This window comes from Hoylesella enoeca JCM 12259, assembly GCF_000613405.1.
GTDB classification, from domain to species: domain Bacteria; phylum Bacteroidota; class Bacteroidia; order Bacteroidales; family Bacteroidaceae; genus Prevotella; species Prevotella enoeca.
In genome coordinates this window covers 47,643-68,543 of the sequence record NZ_BAIX01000001.1, presented here as the reverse complement: position 1 = coordinate 68,543, position 20,901 = coordinate 47,643, and the positions used below count along the sequence as shown (strand labels likewise).

Here is a 20,901-nt window from a genome sequence, read left to right as displayed (position 1 = left end):
TATCAATACATTCCTCCGTTAATGCCGATAACTTGTCCTGTGATATAAGCCGCCTCTTCTCCGGCGAGGAAAGCGACCAAAGCTGCCACTTCTTCGGGTTTACCGAAACGGCCGACAGGCACGAGTCGTTTAAGTTCCGACTCGTTCAGGTCTTTCGTCATATCGCTTTCTACAAAGCCGGGAGCTACTGCGTTGACTGTGATTTTACGCGGAGCAACCTCTTGCGCCAATGCTTTCGTTGCACCGATAAGCGCTGATTTCGAGGCCGAATAGTTCACCTGGCCAGGTAATCCTTTCAATCCCGAGAGCGACGAGATGTTGACGATGCGCCCATCACGCTTTGTCATCATCCGCTTTAATAGTCGGCGCGTGGTGTAGAAGAATCCGTTGAGCGTTGTGTCGAGCACTTTTTGCCACTCGTCATTCTGCATAAAAATCATTAAGTTATCGCGACGGATGCCTGCATTGTTCACCAATACGCCGATGAAATCATCAGGATGGGCATCTTCCCACGCATTAATGGCCTGCTCGATTTCCTCCGGTTGCGACACGTCGAAGCGTAAAAGCTCGGCTTGTCCGCCCGCTTTCTCTATCTCGGCCTTTGTTTCCGTGGCTGCCGTTTCATTCTGAACATAGTTGATTACAACGGGAATGCCAGCCTGTGACAATCGAATGGCGACGGCCCGACCGATTCCTCGGCTTCCGCCTGTTACCAAAGCATATTTCATTTTTTCAAGTATTCTATTACGTTTGCTATTTCTTCGTAGAACGGTGTGTCCTCAACAAACTTGGGACAAATATCTCTTACCTTATTATATATAGCTCTTGTAGCGGGTGCTAAATCGTCGGTAATGGCCAGACAATCCGTCGCCTGTGCCAACGCAATCATCTGAATGGCCATCACTTGATAAGCATTTTCGATCACTTCTTTGCATAATAGCGCGGTGTTCGTGCCCATACTTACGATGTCCTGATTGTCGTTGTTGTTGGGAATAGAGTGTACATAGTTGGGCATTGCCAGTGTCTGACACTCTGCCGTGGTAGAAGTGGCCGTGAATTGGCAGGCCTGCATTCCGTAGTTCAGTCCTAACTTACCGAGGTTTAAGAACGGAGCAGGATGCCGTTAATGCGGTCGTGGAAGAGATAATTTAGTTGCCGCTCGGTCGTCATAGCAAGTCTTACCACGGCAATCTTCACTTTATCCTCTTCCAACGATATGTAATCGCCGTGGAAATTGCCGCCGTGATAAACGTTGTTCGTATCGGGATCGATGACGGGATTATCACAGGCAGAGTTCAACTCTTCGTCGATGACCTGATGGGCAGCAGTCAACGTGTCGTAAACAGGGCCAAGAATCTGCGGCGTACACCGTAAAGAGTAGTACGCCTGTACCTTATCGCGGAACACTTTCTCCGTATGTCGGCCCTGCGCATACAGTTCGTGTTCGCGCTTTACGAGTCGTTTGCTGCCCTGTGCAACGGCTCTCATCCGTTCGGCCATTGCTTGCTGACCGGTGTGCCGACGACAAACGTTGAGCCGTTCGCTCATCCAGTCGTCGTAAGAAGCCGCTATTTCGTTCATCCAAACGGCTGAAATCACGCACCAATCCAATAGCTTTTCGGCATAGATTTGATTGACAATACTGATTCCGGTCATCACGCTTGTGCCGTTGACAGCCGACAAACCTTCACGGATATAAATCTGAATAGGCTTGATATCATTCTCTTTCAGCACCTCTGCCGTAGGTCTCCACGTACCCCGGTAATGCACTTTCCCCTCTCCGATCAACGTCAGTGCGATGTGGGCCAATTGTACAAGATCGCCGCTCGCACCTACACTTCCGTGGCGGGGAATGAATGGATAAATGCCCGCATTAATCATTTTGACCAGCGTTTCCACCACACTCGGGTGAATTCCGGAATGTGCTTGGACGAAAGTTCCTACTCGGGCGATCATCGATGCCTTGACATATACATCCTCAAGCGGCTCTCCTGCGCCCGTGGCGTGACTGCGAATGATGTTGTATTGCAGATCTTTCAGGTCTTGATTGTCCACTCGCCATTGTGCCATTGGCCCAAATCCGGTATTGATTCCGTAGATAATCCGATCCTCGGCAAATGTTTTCAGAAAATCGTAACAGTGCCGGATATTTTGATAAATACCATCATTGATGGTCACCTCTTCACCTTCAAAAAGGTTTCTATACACCGAATTGACAGTAAACACACGTTCTTTCATATTCTTCTGAACATCTTCCGGGGCTTGGCTTCATTGCTTTCCATGTTTCAACCAGTCTGCTATCCCCTGTTATTTTATCATCTGCAAAGGTAGAAATTAATTTTCAGAAAGCCAACATCGATAATTAACTATTGACCATTGACATTTGATAATTATTGTCAATACCCCAAGTTAAAAGAGCTGTCATCAATTGAGAATTATTGTATTGTATTTCAACCAGAAGCACATGAAATCCATACGGTTCGCCATTCCAAAAAGAACGCTCATTTCTCAACGCTCAATTCTCAATTGATTAACCGTTAATCGGCACGTAACTCATGGTTAATTGCAGTGCGATCAACCATGAATGAAAACACAGCCTCACGCTTTTGTGAAAGCGTATAACTATATTTTAGCGTGAATTCGTTGCAAAATCTTTTCTAAGCGTAGGCCTATTGGCGATCGTTTTTATTTCCCATTAAAAAGTAAGGAAATGTGTTTTGAAGACGATTTTAGCTTACGGCTTCTCTTTGAAGATCACATTGTTGGCGCCGCTGGTGATCTTCAAGGCTTCGGGATGCTCTTCGATGAAACTGTCGATGTGGCGAATGCGCTTCTCTTCCAATATCTCATCGACAGCGATCAAGATGCCGGTCTCTTCTACTTCACCGAATCCGTAGTTGATGGCAGTGCCAAACAGCTTCATTGTTGGGCTGAGATTCATATACGCATTGACCAAAGGCGGGATGTTATAACCTAATTGTCGAATCTCGTGATTAAGTATCTTATAGTCTTCCCGAAAGTCATCTTTGCAGAAAAGAGCCTCTAATTCCTTGATGTCTGTCTCTATTTTGAGCGGTTTCATTGGTACAATGAGATTGTCTTTGTCGTCGAAATGCTTTTTAAGAAAATAGAGAATCATATCTCGTCCACGGCGAATGTAAGACGGATACATCGTCATTTTGCCGAAAAAATACCTCAAATGAGGATTGAGAACGGTTAAAGCACCGAGTCCATCCCATAGGTTATCGAGGGCGAAAATACTCTTGGTGTTGACCCGAACGTTCTGATATTCGAGCGAAACAAACGACCGTCCCAACTCGACTGTGTACGGAAGGTAATCGCGGATGAACTTATCCGAGAAACGAAACATATGACTTGTGGCCAGTTTGGGTTGTCCTTCATCGTCCAATTCGCAGTCAGTGCCATTGAGATAACGATATCCTCCGATGATCTCTTGTGCCTCGGGGTTCCACACAATGAGCTGTTTGTAACAGTTCTTACACGTGTCAAACTCATCGAGATCAAGTGATTTGCCCGTTCCTCCACCTGCTGCGCGGAAGGCAATTTCACGTAATCGGCCGATCTCTCGCAACACATTGGGTGCCGTGTGAGCCGTGATGACATAAATTTCGTTATGACTTTTATTCGTCATCCGGAGCTGCTTGTCGGAGGTCAGTTCCTCTCTGAGCAGCTGTTTGTCGACCGGTTGGATAATATCTTCTTCCATTTTATTCGAGTTCATATACTTTGTCTTCCACGATGTTAGCCCATTCCATTGGTGTTTTTGTATTGTCAAAGGTTTTCCAAGAGATGGGTTTGCCTATCGAAACACGGAAAGTCTTGTGCATGTTTTTATACATTTCATCGACTAAAAACAGCATTGCGATATTGAATTTGACGCGAAGTGCCTTGCAGATATTGGCCAAGCGATAGAAAAAAGGCGAGTTCTGACCACCGAAATGTATCGGAACAATATCGCGATGTGTCTCTATGCTTTTGGTGATGAATGTCTTTCGCCACGGCAAGTCGTGAATTCGACCACCTTGTTTACGGCTGCACAGCTGCGGGAAACATCAAAATGTGGTTCTCACTGTGGAATCCCGCCTCGACCATAGCAGGAAAACTGCGGCTCTGTAAGCCCGTCTTGTTGATGGGTATGCATAAAGGAGCCAGCCCGGGCAAGTTCATCAACAGATCATTAACCAGATATCGGAAGCGACCGTCATACTGTCGGCCGATGATTGAGCCCAAAGCTACACCGTCGATACCACCAAGAGGATGATTGGAAACAAACGTATAGAGTCTGCCATCAGCTTTATCGGGAAGATTTTCACGGCCGTTGACTTCGAGTGTCATATCGAGATAGCGCACACAAGCATCGAGCCACTCCACGCCTTGCTTCTCACGGTTTTCCCAAAGGAAGTCATTCACCTCGTTCTGATGCACGATCCGTTTGAGCCAAGACACCAACACGCTGGGCACAAACTTGGCTTTGCCCCCCATTTTGTCTTTTAGAATGTCGTCGATGTCTATGGTTTTCTCTATCTGTCTACCCATTTGGGAAAGAGTATTAATGCATTGCAAAAATACAATAACTTTTCATTATACAATTGTTTTTTGCTTGAAAAACGTCTCTTTTTCCACTTTTCGAGATCAACAAAGCCGTGGTTTAGAAAAATAAATGTATATTTGCCATGACTATCAAAACATTTGAAAGCTTATGAAAAGGATGGTTTTATTTTTCGTTTCCACATTTTTTGTTTTGTATTCTGCTGCGCAACAACCGCAGGATTGGGTGAAGTTTTACGACCAACTGGGCGACATCGACGACGTGGAATCGTCTGCCTGGGAATCCACTTACGACATTCTGTGCGATTTGGCAACACATCCCATCGCGCTGAACACGGCCACCCGACAGGATTTGGAGCAAATTCCGTTTCTCACCGACGCACAAATCGAAGAACTGTGCATGTATGTTTATCAATACGGAGGGATGAAATCGTGGGGCGAACTGGCGCTTATCGAGTCGCTGGACGAACCTCGTCGCCGGTTGCTTCCTTATTTCCTGACGCTCGATTCGGGCAAAGACAAAACCTTTCCCAGTCTCCGTAACATCGCGAAATACGGCCACAGTGAAGTTGTAACCGCGCTACGCATACCTTGTTACACGCGTAAAGGCGACCGAAAAGGCTATTTAGGCTATCCCTATAAACATTGGTTGAGATACACATTCAGTTACGGTCAATACGTGAAAGCTGGTCTGACGGCTTCGCAAGATGCTGGGGAACCATTCTTCTCAGGGCGTAATCGATATGGGTACGATTATTATTCGCCTTATTTGATGCTCCGAAACATGGGGCGACTCAAAGCATTTGCCGTGGGCAGATACCGCCTGCGCTTCGGGATGGGACTCGTCATGAACAACGATTTCGGCTTCGGCAAGGCTGCGTCGATCGCTTTATTGGGGCGTACTTCTACTTCCATCCGCGCCCATTCATCGCGTTCTGAAGCCAATTACATGCAAGGAGCTGCTGCCACAATTGGTCTTTGGAAAGGTCTTGAACTAACAGGCTTTGCCTCATTACGCAAGATCGACGCCACACTCAGCCGCGACAGCACATCCATTGTCACGTTGCTGCACACGGGATATCATCGCACACCGAGCGAGATGGCACGCAAACACAATGCCGAAGAGCAGTCAATCGGCGGAAATATCCGTTATTCCGGCGGTGGGTTTCACATCGGAGCGACGGGCGTTTTTATGCAGTTCAGCAAACCGTTGACCCCGAAGACCGAGCAGCTTTATCGTCGGTATGCTCCTGCCGGACGTCATTTTTGGAACGCAGGAATCGATTATGGCTACACAAGTAGGCGTCTCAACATCAACGGCGAGACTGCAACGGGCGACTGTCGGCACTTGCCACACTCAACAGCATCAGTTATCAGCTCACCGGTTCGCTCACGTTGCTTGCCATTCAGCGGTTTTATGCTTATCGTTATGCCGCGATCCATGCCGAAAGTTTCAGTGACGGCGGCGATATTTGCAACGAAAGCGGCATGTATTTAGGGGCTGACTGGCGACCAACTCGATCGTTTTCGCTCTCCGTTTACACCGATTATGCTTATTCACCGTGGGCAAAATATCGCATATCTCACCCCTCCCATTCATGGGACAATGCACTGTCGGCCATTTATACGCACCGTTCCATCACGTTTCTTGCACGTTACCGACTGCGCCGCAGACAACGAGACAACGCCGATAAAACTACAATCATCACGCGAACAGAGCAGCGCGGACGATTCGCCGTGGCTTATGACGGCGGTCGTTGGAACTCGAAAACACAGGCAGACATTGCTTGTTGTCGGGCCGAAACAAACAGTTTGGGTTGGATGTTGACACAAAACATCGGCTATTCGCATCGTTTTCTGACTGCGGATGCAAGTTTCGGCTACTTCCATACAGATAATTACGACTGTCGTCTCTATGTTTACGAGCGTGGACTGCTATACACTTTCACGTTTCCTGCATTCTTCGGCCACGGCATCCGATATGCATTTCGGGTGCGAACAGATATCACTCCGCATTTATTCGTCATTGCCAAAATCGGCACCACCAATTATTTCGATCGCACCCACATCTCCACTGCCTTGCAACAGATCAATCACAGTGCGCAGACCGACATCGATCTGCAAGTGCGTTGGCGGTTTTAATAATTGGGAATTGACAATTGAGAAATGAGAACTCATTAATGATTTTCAAACAAAAGGATGAAATCAAATTGAGAATTAGCAATTGACTATTAATCATTGAGAATCATAAATTCGTTGATTGAGCCTCAAGCAAAAAACAAAAGAACACATAAAATCAACATGTCTCACGCCAAAAAAATGATTAATTATCACTTATCCATTCTCAATTGGAGTGAGAGCATATTTCATCAAGCGTTAGTTGGCGTGCAACTAATGCTTGATTGCATGCTGTTTAAGTATCAATTACAGCGTGATTAACAATTAATTGAATCCCTCTCCAACTCCCATTCTGGAGAGAGAAAGCTCAGGAACTAAAAAACGGGTATCGGAATCACTCCGAAACCCGCTTATTGTAAATGAAAAAAGTATTTATTGGCACGCTTGCCTTTCGTTAATTAATACCAAAATAAAAAACTATTTCACCTCCATTGAGGCATGATGAAAGTTTATTTCTCGATTATTGCACTGTCGCAGTGCTGCCTTTTTGCGAAACACTCGCTTCTAGTTTATCGCCGCGAGGCCCCGAAGTAAACGTAACTTTACCTCGGCGCAGAGCCGTTTCGACGTTGGTAGTAACAGTAATAGTGGCCACTCCGTTTGCCGCTGATGCTTGTAGCCAGGCTCCATCGGTTGTTGCAGTGATGGGATAGCCTGCTGGCGAAATCAGCGGAAAGGTGAGCACGGTGTCTTTACTATTTACCGTGTACCTCGATTTGCCACGAGAATAAAGATCGGGCAGGCCCAATTGTTGCACGGTTACCTGCTGCGTGTCGTCGGCCGACCAAATGGTGAGCTGTGCAGCACGCCCGGTGAGCGCCATATTTTGTGTCACTTTAACCACAACGGCATTCCCTTCGATCGTGGCTGTGCACCAATCGCTAGTGCTCTCCACCTTAGTGATTCCCTGGGCAGCTGTTACTTTGACACGCCCAGTGCCTGGTGCATCTGTGAAATTTACCGATGCATTGTCGATCATGATAGTTTTCGTGATCTTCCCAGTGCCCACTAATTTATCATCGCTGCACGCTCCCGCCACAAACAACGCCATGGCGAGGAGCCAAATATTAACTATCTTCTCCATTTACTTCTTCTTTTTGAGTGTTTTCAAATCTTGAATAAATGCACTGTTGCCCATCAACAGATACGGCATAAATTCTACTTTATCAGCCGAATCTACGAGTTTGCCTTTCGAATTGCACACATACAGTATGAAACCGCTAACGGTGTAGCCACCGCTGGTTTTCCATACGCCATTATCAACGAAGTGATAAGCCTTCTCGCTTTCGTTCCATTGTAGATAGAGTCCGATGTTTGAGTTCATCCATATCATGCCAGCAACGGTATCCCAAGGCACCAATCGAATGGTACGGCGATTAGGAATTCTCGTCAATGTTTGGTAAGTAAGTAGCAGCCTGTCGTGCTCTTGGTCGTAAGATAAGTTGATATCATAATCGTCGTTCAGACCTTTTAGCGAATAATAAGTATAATCGTCGCCGGGTTCCAGCTGTACTTCGGTAGTAACCTCTTTCTTAACTTGGTCGCCATTGCTATCCATCACATAGGCGGTCATCGTCAAATCGTAGGTTCCTTCATAAGCGTAAAAGCGCTTATACCATCCTGGCAGGTCGGCCTGGAGCGTGGTTACATTTCCCTTGGTGTCCTTAGCCTGGTAGGTAGAGGTTTTTTGGTCGAATTCGAGTTCGGTCAACTCTACTCCTCCGATATTGATAGGCTCGTAGAGGCGTACCCCCTTATCGGTGAAAGCAAGCGTCTCTTTGTATTGCTTATCGCCGACGGTGACGGTGATTTTTCGGCTCGAGGGGCTTATTTCTCCTTTTACATCGATACCATTGAGCTTGCCATTGAAAGCATATTTCATCGTAATGCCGTATGCCTCTGCAAATTTATTTACCCGATCTAGATAGTCGGCAGCGGGCTCGTTGAGCTTTCGCAGATACATCACATTCTTTGTGCGATAGCCGTGCACACGAACCAGGTCGTCGCCGATGCTATCTACTACAAATTCGAAATCGCCTCGATAAGCCTGATAGCTTTGTGCAGACGGATTCGAAAATAGATGCATCAAATCGTTGTAAGTATCGAAAGTGATGGCTGGCCCATTTTCTGCTGTTATCCGATAATAGGATGTTGCCGTTTGGTCGGGGCGCAAAATGCTGCGTACTTCGGCCTGTCCTTTCTCAAATTTTACAGTGAATGCATATCCACCATATGGTTGCCCCTGGGCCGGATAGATCTCGAACAGCCAACCGTTAGTGGCACTTTCCAGCGTCGTTTTGGCTCGGCTCATATAGTCTTGCAGTCGAATGGCTGGTGCTTTATCGAAAGTGTCTTCCTGATCTTTCAAACACGACGATACGGTAAATCCCATCATCAAACATGCAAGGATGGTTAATATACTCTTTCTTTTCATTGTTTTGATCGATTAAAAATTATAACGAAATATCCGAAGGATCCACTTTGCCGTTTACAATGTCGGCTTCGCGGCGCAAGAAGATATCGCGCAGATTGTCGATATTGATACCCCACGAGTCGCGCATATAGTTACGCACAATATCGAGTTTGGCAATAATGGCACTCTTTTGCTTTTTGACTTCGGCAATATTCATCCATCTGTCCCACTGATCGGGCGTGTTGGTAACGTAGATCGAAAACATCTCGGCAAAATCTTCAATATCTGAATGCTGCGAATAAGCTGAAATAAAGCCATGCTCGAGACAATAATTGGCGTTAGAATAAGGCGAATTACTCCAGCTGTCGGCCACATAACCGTTACCGGTAATCAGTTTGAAGTTGGCCGAATAAGGCTTTGTCTGATTGAGGATATGCGTAAACTCGTGGTAAACCGTTTTGAGATAGTATTTATTAATGCTCTCTGCATCTTGCATATACCGCTCGATGAAGTTGGTTCCGGCTAGCAGAATCTTCTTTCCTCCTTCTGCCGTACCGAGTATATAAGTGCCGTTATTTTTATATTCCCAATTGCCTGTGAGGTAAATCAGCTTGGGGAAGTTGGCCCGAGTGAAGTCGATTCCGGCGGCTTCATCGAACGCTTCGAGGCACGAATACTTCACAATATTGGCCAACTTAACAGCCATTTCGTATTTGGCAGGCACGGTATAGTAGTGCATATCCGACTCGATGTCTTCATATCGATATTTAAATTGAATATTATACGTGCCCACATAGTTACGTTCGAGCCATTGGTCGAGCGGCGTGGGAGATTGACTATCGGTGATAATAACCGATTCCGAGGAGAGTTTTTCTTCTGAACAACTCACCGAAAGCAGCATACACGCACCGAGTAGACAAGTAAATATGAATAAATTCTTCTTCATTTTCGTATGGAATTTGTCGTTAAACATTCGTTATTTTGTTCTCGGATTGAGCGGCAATCCACCATCGTGAACTTCGGTTGGGATTTGGATAGCACGGCGCGGATCATCAGTTGTAATACTATCAGTTTTTTCTTCGGGTACACCACTTGTATTAATGCGACGGCGAATAATCTCAATGCCATAGCGTTTTATATCAAACCAGCGCAAACCTAAGTGTAAAGTCTCAATGCGTTTGAAGCTAAGCAGACATTGCAACATACACTCTTGCGTGCTACCTTCTGCATCGATGGTGAACTTCGGATGCAAATGTTTCTTAATGGTAGACGCCATTTTGGTCTTATCATCGTAACTATAAGCGAGCGGTTTATAGAATGAGACAATCGAAGCAGGTGTCAACACCCGCGAGGTATTGAGTATATTTTGCATCCAAAGAGTAAGATCAGCAGCCGCGTTATCATACTGTTTGAGCATGATATACGCTTCGGCACGATTAAGCAGACATTCATCAGCCGTTATTACAGGAAAAATCGAAGTACGATAACCCGTATGCGCTACGACATCCGTCTCTTGGAAGAGGTATGGAATACGCCAAGGAATATCGTAAGAGACATTCGATCCAACAGTATATATAAACGGACCGTGATCGTAGTAACTCGCACTGCCCCAGATGTTGGGCGCCTTAAAGGTTTCGTTATTATCTAAATACGGCCCGTGCGTGTACTTTTTATAGTAACGGTAATTATTGAACGCAAGCCCGGCATCGCTTGCTGCAGCCAGCAATAACAGGTTACAATTGTTTTGAGCATTAGTATATTTGAGCGAGTAAGCCTCTCGATCACGCTGCATGTTTTCGTAACTCTTCCAATCACGAAGCATTGTTTGGGGTGCATTTCCTAAACAAGCATTGGCGCATTCGATGGCTTTGGCCCACTCTTCATGGAACAAATAATAACGCGTTGCAAATGCATAGGCTGCCTTTCGATTGAAATGGAATTTGAGAACTTTCAAATGTGAGTCACCAACGAGCGGCAAACCCTCTTCGATGTCTTTACCCATCTTCTCATAAACAGCGGCTACCGTCTCTCTATCATGCACTTGTCCGATACGCGAGTCGGTGTCATACATATATGGAACACCCATATCCTTGCTACTCGTTTGCGAGTTATAATTCATGCAAAACAGGTTTACGAGCAGGAAATGAGCATATGCTCGCGCGATGAGTGCTTCGCCTTTGCACTCCCGAAGTTCAGTAGTTGTGGCTCCACCGAGATCTTCTATGCCTTTGAGTGCGGTATTGGCGTTGGCAATGGCAGAGTAACATTCGCGCCAAAGACGTGTTGGTGAATCATTAGGCGACGTTTCTGTAACATCTTCCCAACGATAAACTTCGTCAAGAAAACGATCTGAATAGTTGTTGGTATATTCATCGGCATTGTCCGACATGATCTCCGTCACCATTACATAACTCTTTCCTGGGTAGGCCGAAACAAGTATTGAGGACACCTTTTCGGGTGAATCGATCGTGGTACGGTTATCCGGATTGACATCGAGGAAGTCGTTGCATCCGCTCAAAAGCACGCCGGCCATCAAGATGCCAATACTTGTCAGTATTCTATTCTTATTCATATTGGTTGCTCCTTTCTTAATTAAAGTCCTACGTGTAACGTAAATGTAAACTGCTTAGCCATTGGAACGGCTACACCACCGGTATTAAAGAACTCAGGATCTTGCCCATTTAGCTTCTTATCTGCATAAACTAAAAATAGGTTGGTACCTTGTAATTTGACCGAGAGTGTACCCAAACCGAGATTTTGAACGAGCTTTTTGGGGAAATTATACGCCAATGAAACTTCTTTCAAACGAATGAAATCGCCCTTGGCTATACGCTCCGTAGAGTAGTTGTAAGCACTATATGCGAGGTTCAGTTGCGATGTTTCGAAATATTGCCGATATGTAGCGATGCCTGGAATATTTGTTTTTCGCTCGTCGCCAGGGTTTCTCCATCGGTTACGAAACTCTTTTGGCATAGCCGTCAAGTCAGAATAATAGCTTTTGAAACATGGATCCAGACGCACGACATTACCAAATGAATAGGTAAAGAACACATTGAGCGTTATACCTTTATATGTAAATATGTTGCCGAAACTACCTGTATTGGTTGGATCGGTTGGTCCTTCATACTTCAAAAACTTCAAACGCTCGGGATCGGTAGTTTGAAAATAGATACCAGTTGTGGTGATATTGCCATCTTCATCGTAGAAAGTGGGAAGTCCGTAACTGTTCACGCCGGCAAAAGGAATAGAGAACAACGCACGCGCAGGATAACCTTCACGGGCTAATCCCACACCACTAACGAGTCGTGCAAGACGTGTTCGGCTGTTGAGTTTGGTTATTTCGTTGTGCACATATGAGTAAATGAAGTTTGTTGTCCACGTAAAGTCTTTCGTTTTAATGTTTGTTGTAGACAGACTTAACTCCAAACCATTACTCTTCATTGATGCAACGTTACCATATTTCGTGATGAATCCGTCAGTACCATCGGTCTGCGTGGCTCCCACCAAATCATAGTTGTTACGTTTATACCAGTCTACTGAGAGATTGATTCGATTCTTTAAGAAACCCAAGTCGACACCTACGTTCAGCTCATGTTTCTTTTCATAGGTCAAATCCGGGTTCGCTGCATCGGTTCGTTCGAGTCCGGTTTCACTATTACCAGTGATATAACGCCATGGTGTTACGCTCTCGATAACAGCCAAAGCATTGGTAACAGGAGGCCGATCGGCCGTTAAAGAATATGACAATTTGAATGTGAAGTGTGACAAAATATTACCCACCTTTTTGTTAAACCACGCTTCCTCGTGGGCGTTCCAAGCACCCGATACATTCCAGGTAGGCAACCAACGCGACTGGCGCGAAAGTCCCAGACCATTTGTTCCTTCGTAACGGAGTGTTCCGTTGATCGTATAACGACCTTTCCAAGAGTATGTAGCATTACCAAAGAAAGCCGCACTGCGGGTCTGGGTATTGCCTAATGTGAAGTAGGTTGCACCTGCTTCCTGCTCTTTTTTAAACATTAAGTAACTCCAGTTAGCCACTTCACCCATATCATATTGCATACCATAGCCACGGAACCACGTGTTATGTCGGTTGTAAGAGTTGGTTTCCATGCCGACATATGTATTAATAATATGGTCTCGATTGAACACATCATTATAAGAAGCAGATGCCCGGAAATCCCAACCAAACATTCTGTTATCGGTGCGATTGAATATACCACCATAAGGCATCACCGTTATCGGTAGGGCAAAAATGTTATCGGGATCTTTGTAAAGATACGGGTTATCATCACGAATCACCGAAGTCTGCATGGCGCGATATGCCAAAGCTTGGTTTGATTTATCATTGATATTATGCTCGCGAGATGTTCCGGCAAACTTCACGGCACCCAAAACACTGAGACTCACCTTTGTAATCGGCTTGTAAGTGAGCTTTGCCTGCGCGCGGAAGTCAAATACATTGAGATCCATGTAATTGTTATTAAGTTCGTCCAAGATGTTGAATGGCGCGTAGTTACGAGTGTATGACGTGTGGGCATCCAATGTTCGCGACGTATTCACAGCGTAAGAGTACGGGTTAATATCAAAATCACGACTCACTTCGCCCGATACTGCGTTAAGTGTTGAGTTTAAAGTACCCGGCGCTTCTTGCTTACGGTATGAGCCATTACCGATAAAATTCACCGACAGTTTACGTGAAATATTGTATGATGTATTTAAATTCAGCGTGTAACGTTGCACTTTGCTTCGTTTCGACCACCCCGGATCAAACATCGCACTCAATGAAGCGTAGAGCTGAGCTTTATCCGTTCCGGCTGAAACACTTACTGAGTGGTTATGCATAATGGTGTTAGAAAACAGTTCATCAAACCAATTTGTGTTGCGATATTCAGCCTCGCGCAGATATTCTGCGCGTGCTTTCGGAGTGTTGGCAAGTGCAAACTGACCTGTATTGAAGTTATATTCGCTCAACATTTGATACATTTTACCATAGACACCGGAATTAGCAGCATTGGCAGTTTCGGCATATTTCAGCCAGCCTTTTTGTTCCATTTCGCGGTAAATATCCATTTGATCCTGCGAATTCATCAAATTCAGCTGTCTATAATTCGGTATCAGGCGCATCGTATATTCACCAGTGTAGCTGATATGAGTCTGTCCGGCCTTTCCTTTTTTTGTCGTAATGACAATCACACCAGCCATTGCGCGAGCACCATAGATTGATGTTGCCGAACCGTCTTTCAATATTTGGAAACTCTCGATATCATCGGCATTGAGACCGGCAATAGCCGATGATATTAGCGTTGAAGCATCTCCGGAAGACAAAGCATCTGCATCCACATTGACAACATCCTCCATGATCACGCCATCTACGACCCACAACGGTTTTGAACTACCATAAATAGAGGTAGCACCACGCACTCGAATCTTCGGCGCCGTACCGAAAGTGCCCGACACATTTTGCACACTCACACCGGCAGCGCGACCTTCCAGCGAGCGACTTATGTCCGGCATACCTGCAATTTTGGCATTGTTGGCATCAATCTTTGTCGTTGCACCCGTGAAGAGTCTCTTGTCTGTGGTGGTCATTCCAGTGACTACCACCTCTTGCAAAACCTGATTTGGCACGAGTTTCACGACCATTCCGTTTTTGGCTTTCACCGTTTGTGTTCCCATTCCGACGTAACTGATGACAATCATTTTGCCCTCGGCAACATCCAACGAGAAGCGACCATTGACATCAGTCATCGTTCCCGTCTTATTACCTTGAATGACAACAGAAGCTCCGATGATCGGTTCACCATCTTCGCCAGATATGACAGTTCCGGTGATTTTGTTTTGAGCAAAGGCCATTCCCATACAAAGGAAAATTGCGGCCAAAACCATACTAAGTCTTTTTTCCATATGCACTCTTTTTTGGTTTAATAAAGTTTTCACTGTCTTTCTCAATGTGCCAAAAGTACAAAAAATTTTGATTCATTGCAAGAAGATGGCAAAAAATTATCTACTTTTCGTTGAAAAATCTTTCTAAAACTCATTTTTTTACCATTCAAAAGAGTAAAAATAAATGGATTAACAGGTCAATTTCACTTGAAAATAGACAATTAGAAGTTCATAGTTAATAAATCATTAATGATGAAACGATCAACTATCAATTGGTAATTGTCACTATCAACTATCCTCATTAACAATTAATTGGCATGCAACTAACGGTTAGTCACACGCCAATTAACGCTTAGTTGTCTTGCAATTAACAATTAATTGTCAAGTCTATTGAGCAATCCTTGACACGCATCTTCAATCAAATCCAAAGCATAATCGAAGTCTTCGGGACCACCATAATAAGGATCAGGCACCACGGAAGCATTGGGATGATGCTGCAAATAATCAGTGAGCATCCGCACTTTAACTTGATCGGCAGGTGTTGGAGCCATCGCCGACACTGCACGAAAATTATCATGATCCATCACGAGAATGTAATCAAAGTGCGAAAAATCGTTTTTGGAAAACTGACGAGCTCGTGAATCAAACTTATAACCACGTTGAGCACCATGGTTCCGCATTCTGTTGTCGGGTAATTGACCCACATGCCAACCACCAATTCCAGCCGAATCGATTTCGAATTCATCATCTCTTCCGGCGTGATGCACCAGTTCACGCATCACACCTTCGGCTGCCGGACTGCGACAAATATTGCCTAAACAAATAAAAAGAATTCTTTTTTTCATTTCATCTTTATTCTTCTTCCGTTCCCACTTCAACATCTTTTTTGTTTCTGTAAACAGAAGGTTGTTGTTTGTAAACGTCTTTGAAACACTTGCAAAAATAGCGGGGACTCGAAAATCCATTCTTATCGCTGATCTCTGCAATACTGAGTTCGAGTCGGTTGCGAAGCATATCGGCAGCCTTTCTCAACCTCATATTGAGGATAAAACTCTTTGGTGTCTGTCCCGTCAATGTCTTCCATTTAGTAAAAAGGGCCGTTCTCGACATACCAATTTCCCTTGCAAAGATGTCGACATTAAAGTCAGAATCATTGTAATAACGGTCTATAATCTTCATGGCACGATCCAACAAGTCTTTATCCAACGGGTTGGAAGCCAACAATTCAGCATGCGTATGAGGATGCTGACTAAACTTTCGTTGGAGCAATCGACGCGTGTTAATGAGATTGTTGCAGCGCGACACAAGAATATCGCTATTAAATGGTTTGGTGATATAATCGTCAGCACCTATTTTGAGTCCCTCAACCGTATTTTCGATAGAGGTTCTTGCCGTAAGCAAAACGATCGGAATATGACAGATTGAGAAGTCTTGTTTGATCGCTTTACATAGCTTTGTGCCAGGCATATTGGGCATCACGATGTCGCTTACCACCAAATCCGGCATCTCATTATGAATAATTTCCAATGCCTCACGACCATCGACAGAAGTCAAAATGTGATAATACGGACTGAAAATATGAACAAGCAGTTGACGAATATCATCATGATCCTCAACAATAAGGATCGTAGCATCCAGTGATTCGGATGAATCATCAGACTCTTCTACTTGTTCTTCCACCTTATTTTCATAAGAGTTGGACATCACTTTGGGTTCTTCACTCTCTATTTCTTCATTACTAAACACGTTTTCATTTAATGGCAATTTCACCATGAATGTCGTTTGCTCTCCCACTTGCGAATCGACAGAGATTTCTCCATGATGCAATTCAACAATACTCTTGGCTAAATGCAAGCCAATACCTGTTCCGATGTCTGACAAACTCTCAAAATCTCGTATCTGATAATAAATAGTGAAAACCTTGTCAAGCTCTTGTTTAGGAATACCATTACCCGTATTTGTTACTGAAATCAATGCATTCGTTTGATCATGGGTCACAGTGAGGGTAATGGTTCCGCCTTGCGGCGTATGTTTAATAGCATTGGAAAGAAGATTGTTTACTACTTTTTGCATTTGTTTTTGGTCGAACAACACCATTAATGAGCCTTCCTGCCTAAATGATAAATTGATTTCCTTATTGGCAGTAAACTCTTTGAATAGCAGATAAATCTCTTGAACAAAAGCAACTAAGTCTTGTCGATAAACATGAATATGCATATGACCAAGCTCTTGTTTTTTGAAATCGAGTAGTTCTGAAATCAACTCTTTCAGTTGCTTGCTATTTTTATAAATGCCTAATACCTTATTATATATAGGGGCAGAAAATGTTTTAGAACTCAATAAAGCCTCTGATAAACCGATGATAATGGTTAATGGCGTGCGAATCTCATGTGAGACGTTGGTAAAGAAACGTATTTTTGCCCGATTACTTTCCTCTATATCCTTGACATGTTGCTGTTCATATTCCAGCGATTCGGTCAAACGGATACGATTCCGATAGTTGGATACCAGCCACCAAACACCGACCGAAGTTAAAAGTATATAACAGAGATATGCCCACCAAGATAAATACCAAGGCGGAAGAATGCGAATGATGAGTCTTGATACAGGTATATCTGATCGCTCAGAACAGAGTTCCAGTGTGTATTTACCTGCTTGCAAACCTGTGAAAATTAAGTTTTTCTGTCCTCTTTGAATAGGAATCCACTCCTTAGATGATCCTATCAATCGATATTTCAACAAATCTCCGTTGGCTTTGATATAATTGGTCGTGGAATATTCGATGCTAAACACCGACACCGTATGTGGTAAAATGATTTGCTTGGTATATGATAAATCGCGCGTTAAGATACCTGTTGAATCGCCGGGAAATACTTCCTTATTATTGACAAAGAGTCTACTGAATCCTAATTTATACGGTTTCGTGCGTTTATGTAAATCTTTTTCATTAAACGAAACCATTCCTTGTACGCCACCGATAAACACTTCCTGATTACGCGTTACATAAAGTGCATTCTCGTTGATTGTGGCCAATGGAAATCCGTTATCATGATCATAGTTCCGAAAATGCTGCGTATTGATATTGAAAATAGAGAATCCCCGATTGGTAATTAACAACAAATGATTAGCATCGAGTGATGAAGTGTGCGCGGTATAAACGCAATCACTTAACAAACCTTCATTCCTTCCGTAATTCTTAAATCCATCAATTGTTTCATCATAGAGGTCGATACCACCATAGGCTGTTGATAACCAAATACGTCCCCGACTATCTTTCATAATGTTATTGATGTAATTGCAGCTGAGACTTCCCTCTTCTTTGCAAAACAAAAAATGCGTGTATTTCCCCGACTGAATGTCGTATCGAAACACACCTTTACCGTCTGTGGCTATCCATAAACGATGTTGCCTATCCAAACAAATACTGGGAACAGCACCGAGTTGCTCCTTGACCAATATCTGTTTGAATGTGCCTTTCTCCGGATTCATGATCGCCACGCCGTCTTGTGTAGCCACAATGAGTTCGCGTCCGTCAGCTATGATGTCTCGAACAATGTCCGACGGCAGACTTTCATGATCTCCATTTCTATGTCGATAATAAACAGACCTTCCCGACTTAACATCTATCCTATCCAAACCACCTAGATGAGTACCTACCCAAATGGTGTTGCGCAATGCATCAAAATAAATTGCTTTCAGATTGTTTTGTGATATAACATTTCCCGGATAGAGATACCATGTAAATTGTTTGGTACGTGAATTATACATATTCAAGCCTCCGCCTTCGGTGCAAATCCACAAATTCCCTGCATCATCTTCGGTCATTCTGCCCACAACAGGATTACTTAATCCCGTTTGTTCACTATTAGTGGCCCGATAATGGGTAAATATTTCATATGCCGGATTAAAATAGTTGACACCACCGAAATAAGTTCCCAGCCACAAAGTACCTTGTTGATCCTTGATGATACTCCATATGCTCGAATCCGTCAGACCATCAGGCAAATTCATCGCCGTAAACAAACGAAAAACATTTCTGTATTGGTCATATTCCATCAGACCATGAAAGGTGCCAATCCACATCTTTCCCTCATTGTCTTCTTGGAATGCTCGCACAAAATCGGAGATCAAACCTTGTTCTTGCCGGATATTTTTGATTTGTCCGTTGGCATCAATCGTCCAAAAACCGTGATGCCAACTACCTATCCATTTAGTATGCCGACTGTCTTCATAAATAGTTGTGATATTTCCTTCACGTATGGGATGTGACAGTGTTTTACCTGCATAACAAAACACACCACTCGTTTGCGTACCGATCCAAAGCCGATGCTTGGCATCTGTCATAAGGCTGGTAATCTGTGTGTTGATAGGCAATTTCAGATGAAATACAAATTTTTTGCTCTGTGCGGAATATGTAAGAATTGTGTTTCCAACACTTATATACAAACGATTTTGATAACAGATGCTCCCCACTCTACCGTATTTGAGTGTCGTAAAACGGTGTGTCGGAATATCAAGTTCTGCTACTCCTTCCGAACAAAGTAGATAAATTTTACCTTTTCCATTGCCCGTGAGTCGCAACACGTTGTTACAGAACAAACTCTTGCCATCTCGCGGACTGTGTCGATACACTTGTATTGAATTGCCGTTATAACAATTCAATCCCACACGGGTAGCAATCCAAATCTTTCCATTCTCATCCACATAGAGACTATTGACCGAAATCTGCGATAATCCGTTTTCTGGCAACAGGTGATTAAACACAATATTCTGCGCCTGTAATGCAATAACGATTATCCAAAGAGTAAAGGTCAATAAGATTTTATTCATACCATGTAACACCATTTAAAACGTGAACAAAGATAATAAAAAAATAATAGACAGCCATTTTGCCATTATTATTATTTTCTTTTTCTATTTTTTAAAAGAAGAAAGAATGTTTGAGATGATATGCTGTGGATAAGTGGATAACTTGATTAAATTTTGTTTGGATATTTCGTTATACACACATAGAAATTATTTTCCACAGTTTATTCTTTTGATAATTTATTGATTAATAAAGCGATCAGTGTTTTATCCACAATTTCTCACTATTCGAGTGAAGTTGAAAAGTGGATAAATATTTTGTCATTGAGCAGGTGGAAAATTGAGTGAAATGACTTTTAAAACTGCGAAGATTTCCACATTTCGCGGTGATTCATCTTGGGTGTATGGATAATCAACAAATTTTCCACACATTTTTCCACAGAGTTATCAACATTTTTGACAACAATATGAGTAGTTGATTGTCATGAATAGTTTTATTGTTGATATGTTACTGTGAATCAGTCAGATATATCACAGATTCCAATGAACAGTTAGTTATCGTGCAATTCACGCTTAATTGTATGGTATTTAAGTATGAATTACAAGTTAATTCATGCTTAAATTGAAAGCTGATAGGTAATAATGATAGCTTTAAATTTTGTAATTGTATTAATGAACTATCTTTAATAAAAAAATGATGAATATTTATTTGGAATTAATATAATATTTAATTTTAGTTAAAAGCGTAACTTTCCATGCAAGAAGTTGTATTGATTACAGTTAAAACGAATAACTCTGCGGAATTAATCTAACTTACAATAGATGTAAAAGAAATGGATAATAGATAATGTTTAGTGTGTTGATAGCTGTCATTTGTTTTGTCAGAACAGGACAGCTGTGATGAAGATTGTTATTAAGGATAATAAGAGGTTACATTTAATATTAATAACAAAATCCTCGAATTGACTGTCGTGGGACACTTGATTCGAGGTTCTTACTTCTATTGATTGATGAGTTAATGCGTAAACAAATTGATTAATAGAGTTTTA

Annotated in this window: 11 protein-coding genes and 2 pseudogenes; 2 read left to right on the top strand and 11 right to left on the bottom strand. The window is 43.3% G+C overall.

The window, feature by feature from the left end:
* Window positions 1–2: 2 nt before the first annotated feature.
* From flxB to glsA, 4 genes and pseudogenes are all read right to left on the bottom strand, one after another.
* Entirely contained in the window at window positions 3–728 is a 726-nt protein-coding gene (gene flxB, locus JCM12259_RS00265) for a flexirubin biosynthesis SDR family reductase FlxB (RefSeq protein WP_025064973.1), read from the bottom strand.
* Window positions 725–2,238 (bottom strand): annotated as a pseudogene (flxA, locus tag JCM12259_RS12930) (flexirubin biosynthesis tyrosine ammonia-lyase FlxA). The gene flxB and the pseudogene flxA overlap by 4 nt, the downstream one beginning before the upstream one ends.
* Before the next feature lie 496 nt (window positions 2,239–2,734).
* A complete protein-coding gene (glsB, locus tag JCM12259_RS00255; RefSeq protein WP_025064972.1) occupies window positions 2,735–3,727 on the bottom strand; it encodes a glycine N(alpha)-acyltransferase GlsB in 993 nt (330 codons plus the stop codon).
* A 1-nt stretch (window position 3,728) separates the two neighbouring features.
* Window positions 3,729–4,557, bottom strand: a pseudogene (gene glsA, locus JCM12259_RS12925) (lyso-glycine lipid O-acyltransferase GlsA).
* Window positions 4,558–4,729: 172 nt separating this feature from the next.
* Between glsA and JCM12259_RS12920 the strand changes: the two are divergent.
* Both JCM12259_RS12920 and JCM12259_RS17555 read left to right on the top strand, forming a co-directional pair.
* Window positions 4,730–6,067, top strand: a complete 1,338-nt coding sequence (locus tag JCM12259_RS12920) for a hypothetical protein (RefSeq protein WP_309546383.1) — start codon at window positions 4,730–4,732, stop codon at window positions 6,065–6,067.
* On the top strand, window positions 6,058–6,711 hold the full coding sequence (locus JCM12259_RS17555; protein WP_309546382.1) for a hypothetical protein: 654 nt from the start codon (window positions 6,058–6,060) through the stop codon (window positions 6,709–6,711). The genes JCM12259_RS12920 and JCM12259_RS17555 overlap by 10 nt, the downstream gene beginning before the upstream one ends.
* Before the next feature lie 496 nt (window positions 6,712–7,207).
* Here JCM12259_RS17555 and JCM12259_RS15660 read toward each other — a convergent pair whose 3' ends face one another.
* The 7 genes from JCM12259_RS15660 to JCM12259_RS00205 form a co-directional block, all read right to left on the bottom strand.
* On the bottom strand, window positions 7,208–7,831 hold the full coding sequence (locus JCM12259_RS15660) for a BACON domain-containing protein (protein WP_025064970.1): 624 nt from the start codon (window positions 7,829–7,831) through the stop codon (window positions 7,208–7,210).
* Window positions 7,832–9,181, bottom strand: coding sequence for a DUF4302 domain-containing protein (locus JCM12259_RS00230; protein ID WP_025064969.1), 1,350 nt, complete (start codon window positions 9,179–9,181; stop codon window positions 7,832–7,834). It lies immediately after the preceding gene.
* A gap of 19 nt (window positions 9,182–9,200) precedes the next feature.
* Complete coding sequence (locus JCM12259_RS00225) at window positions 9,201–10,106, bottom strand: zinc-binding metallopeptidase (protein ID WP_025064968.1); 906 nt, start codon at window positions 10,104–10,106, stop codon at window positions 9,201–9,203.
* Between the two features lie 30 nt (window positions 10,107–10,136).
* A complete protein-coding gene (locus JCM12259_RS00220) occupies window positions 10,137–11,732 on the bottom strand; it encodes a RagB/SusD family nutrient uptake outer membrane protein (protein ID WP_025064967.1) in 1,596 nt (531 codons plus the stop codon).
* A 20-nt stretch (window positions 11,733–11,752) separates the two neighbouring features.
* The gene (locus tag JCM12259_RS00215) at window positions 11,753–15,067 is read right to left on the bottom strand and encodes a SusC/RagA family TonB-linked outer membrane protein (RefSeq protein WP_025064966.1); all 3,315 of its coding nucleotides are present in this window, start codon (window positions 15,065–15,067) and stop codon (window positions 11,753–11,755) included.
* A gap of 353 nt (window positions 15,068–15,420) precedes the next feature.
* Window positions 15,421–15,891 (bottom strand): low molecular weight protein-tyrosine-phosphatase, encoded by a 471-nt coding sequence (locus JCM12259_RS00210; protein ID WP_025064965.1) that lies wholly within the window; start codon window positions 15,889–15,891, stop codon window positions 15,421–15,423.
* Between the two features lie 7 nt (window positions 15,892–15,898).
* Window positions 15,899–19,876, bottom strand: a complete 3,978-nt coding sequence (locus JCM12259_RS00205) for a hybrid sensor histidine kinase/response regulator transcription factor (RefSeq protein ID WP_025064964.1) — start codon at window positions 19,874–19,876, stop codon at window positions 15,899–15,901.
* Window positions 19,877–20,901: the final 1,025 nt, after the last annotated feature.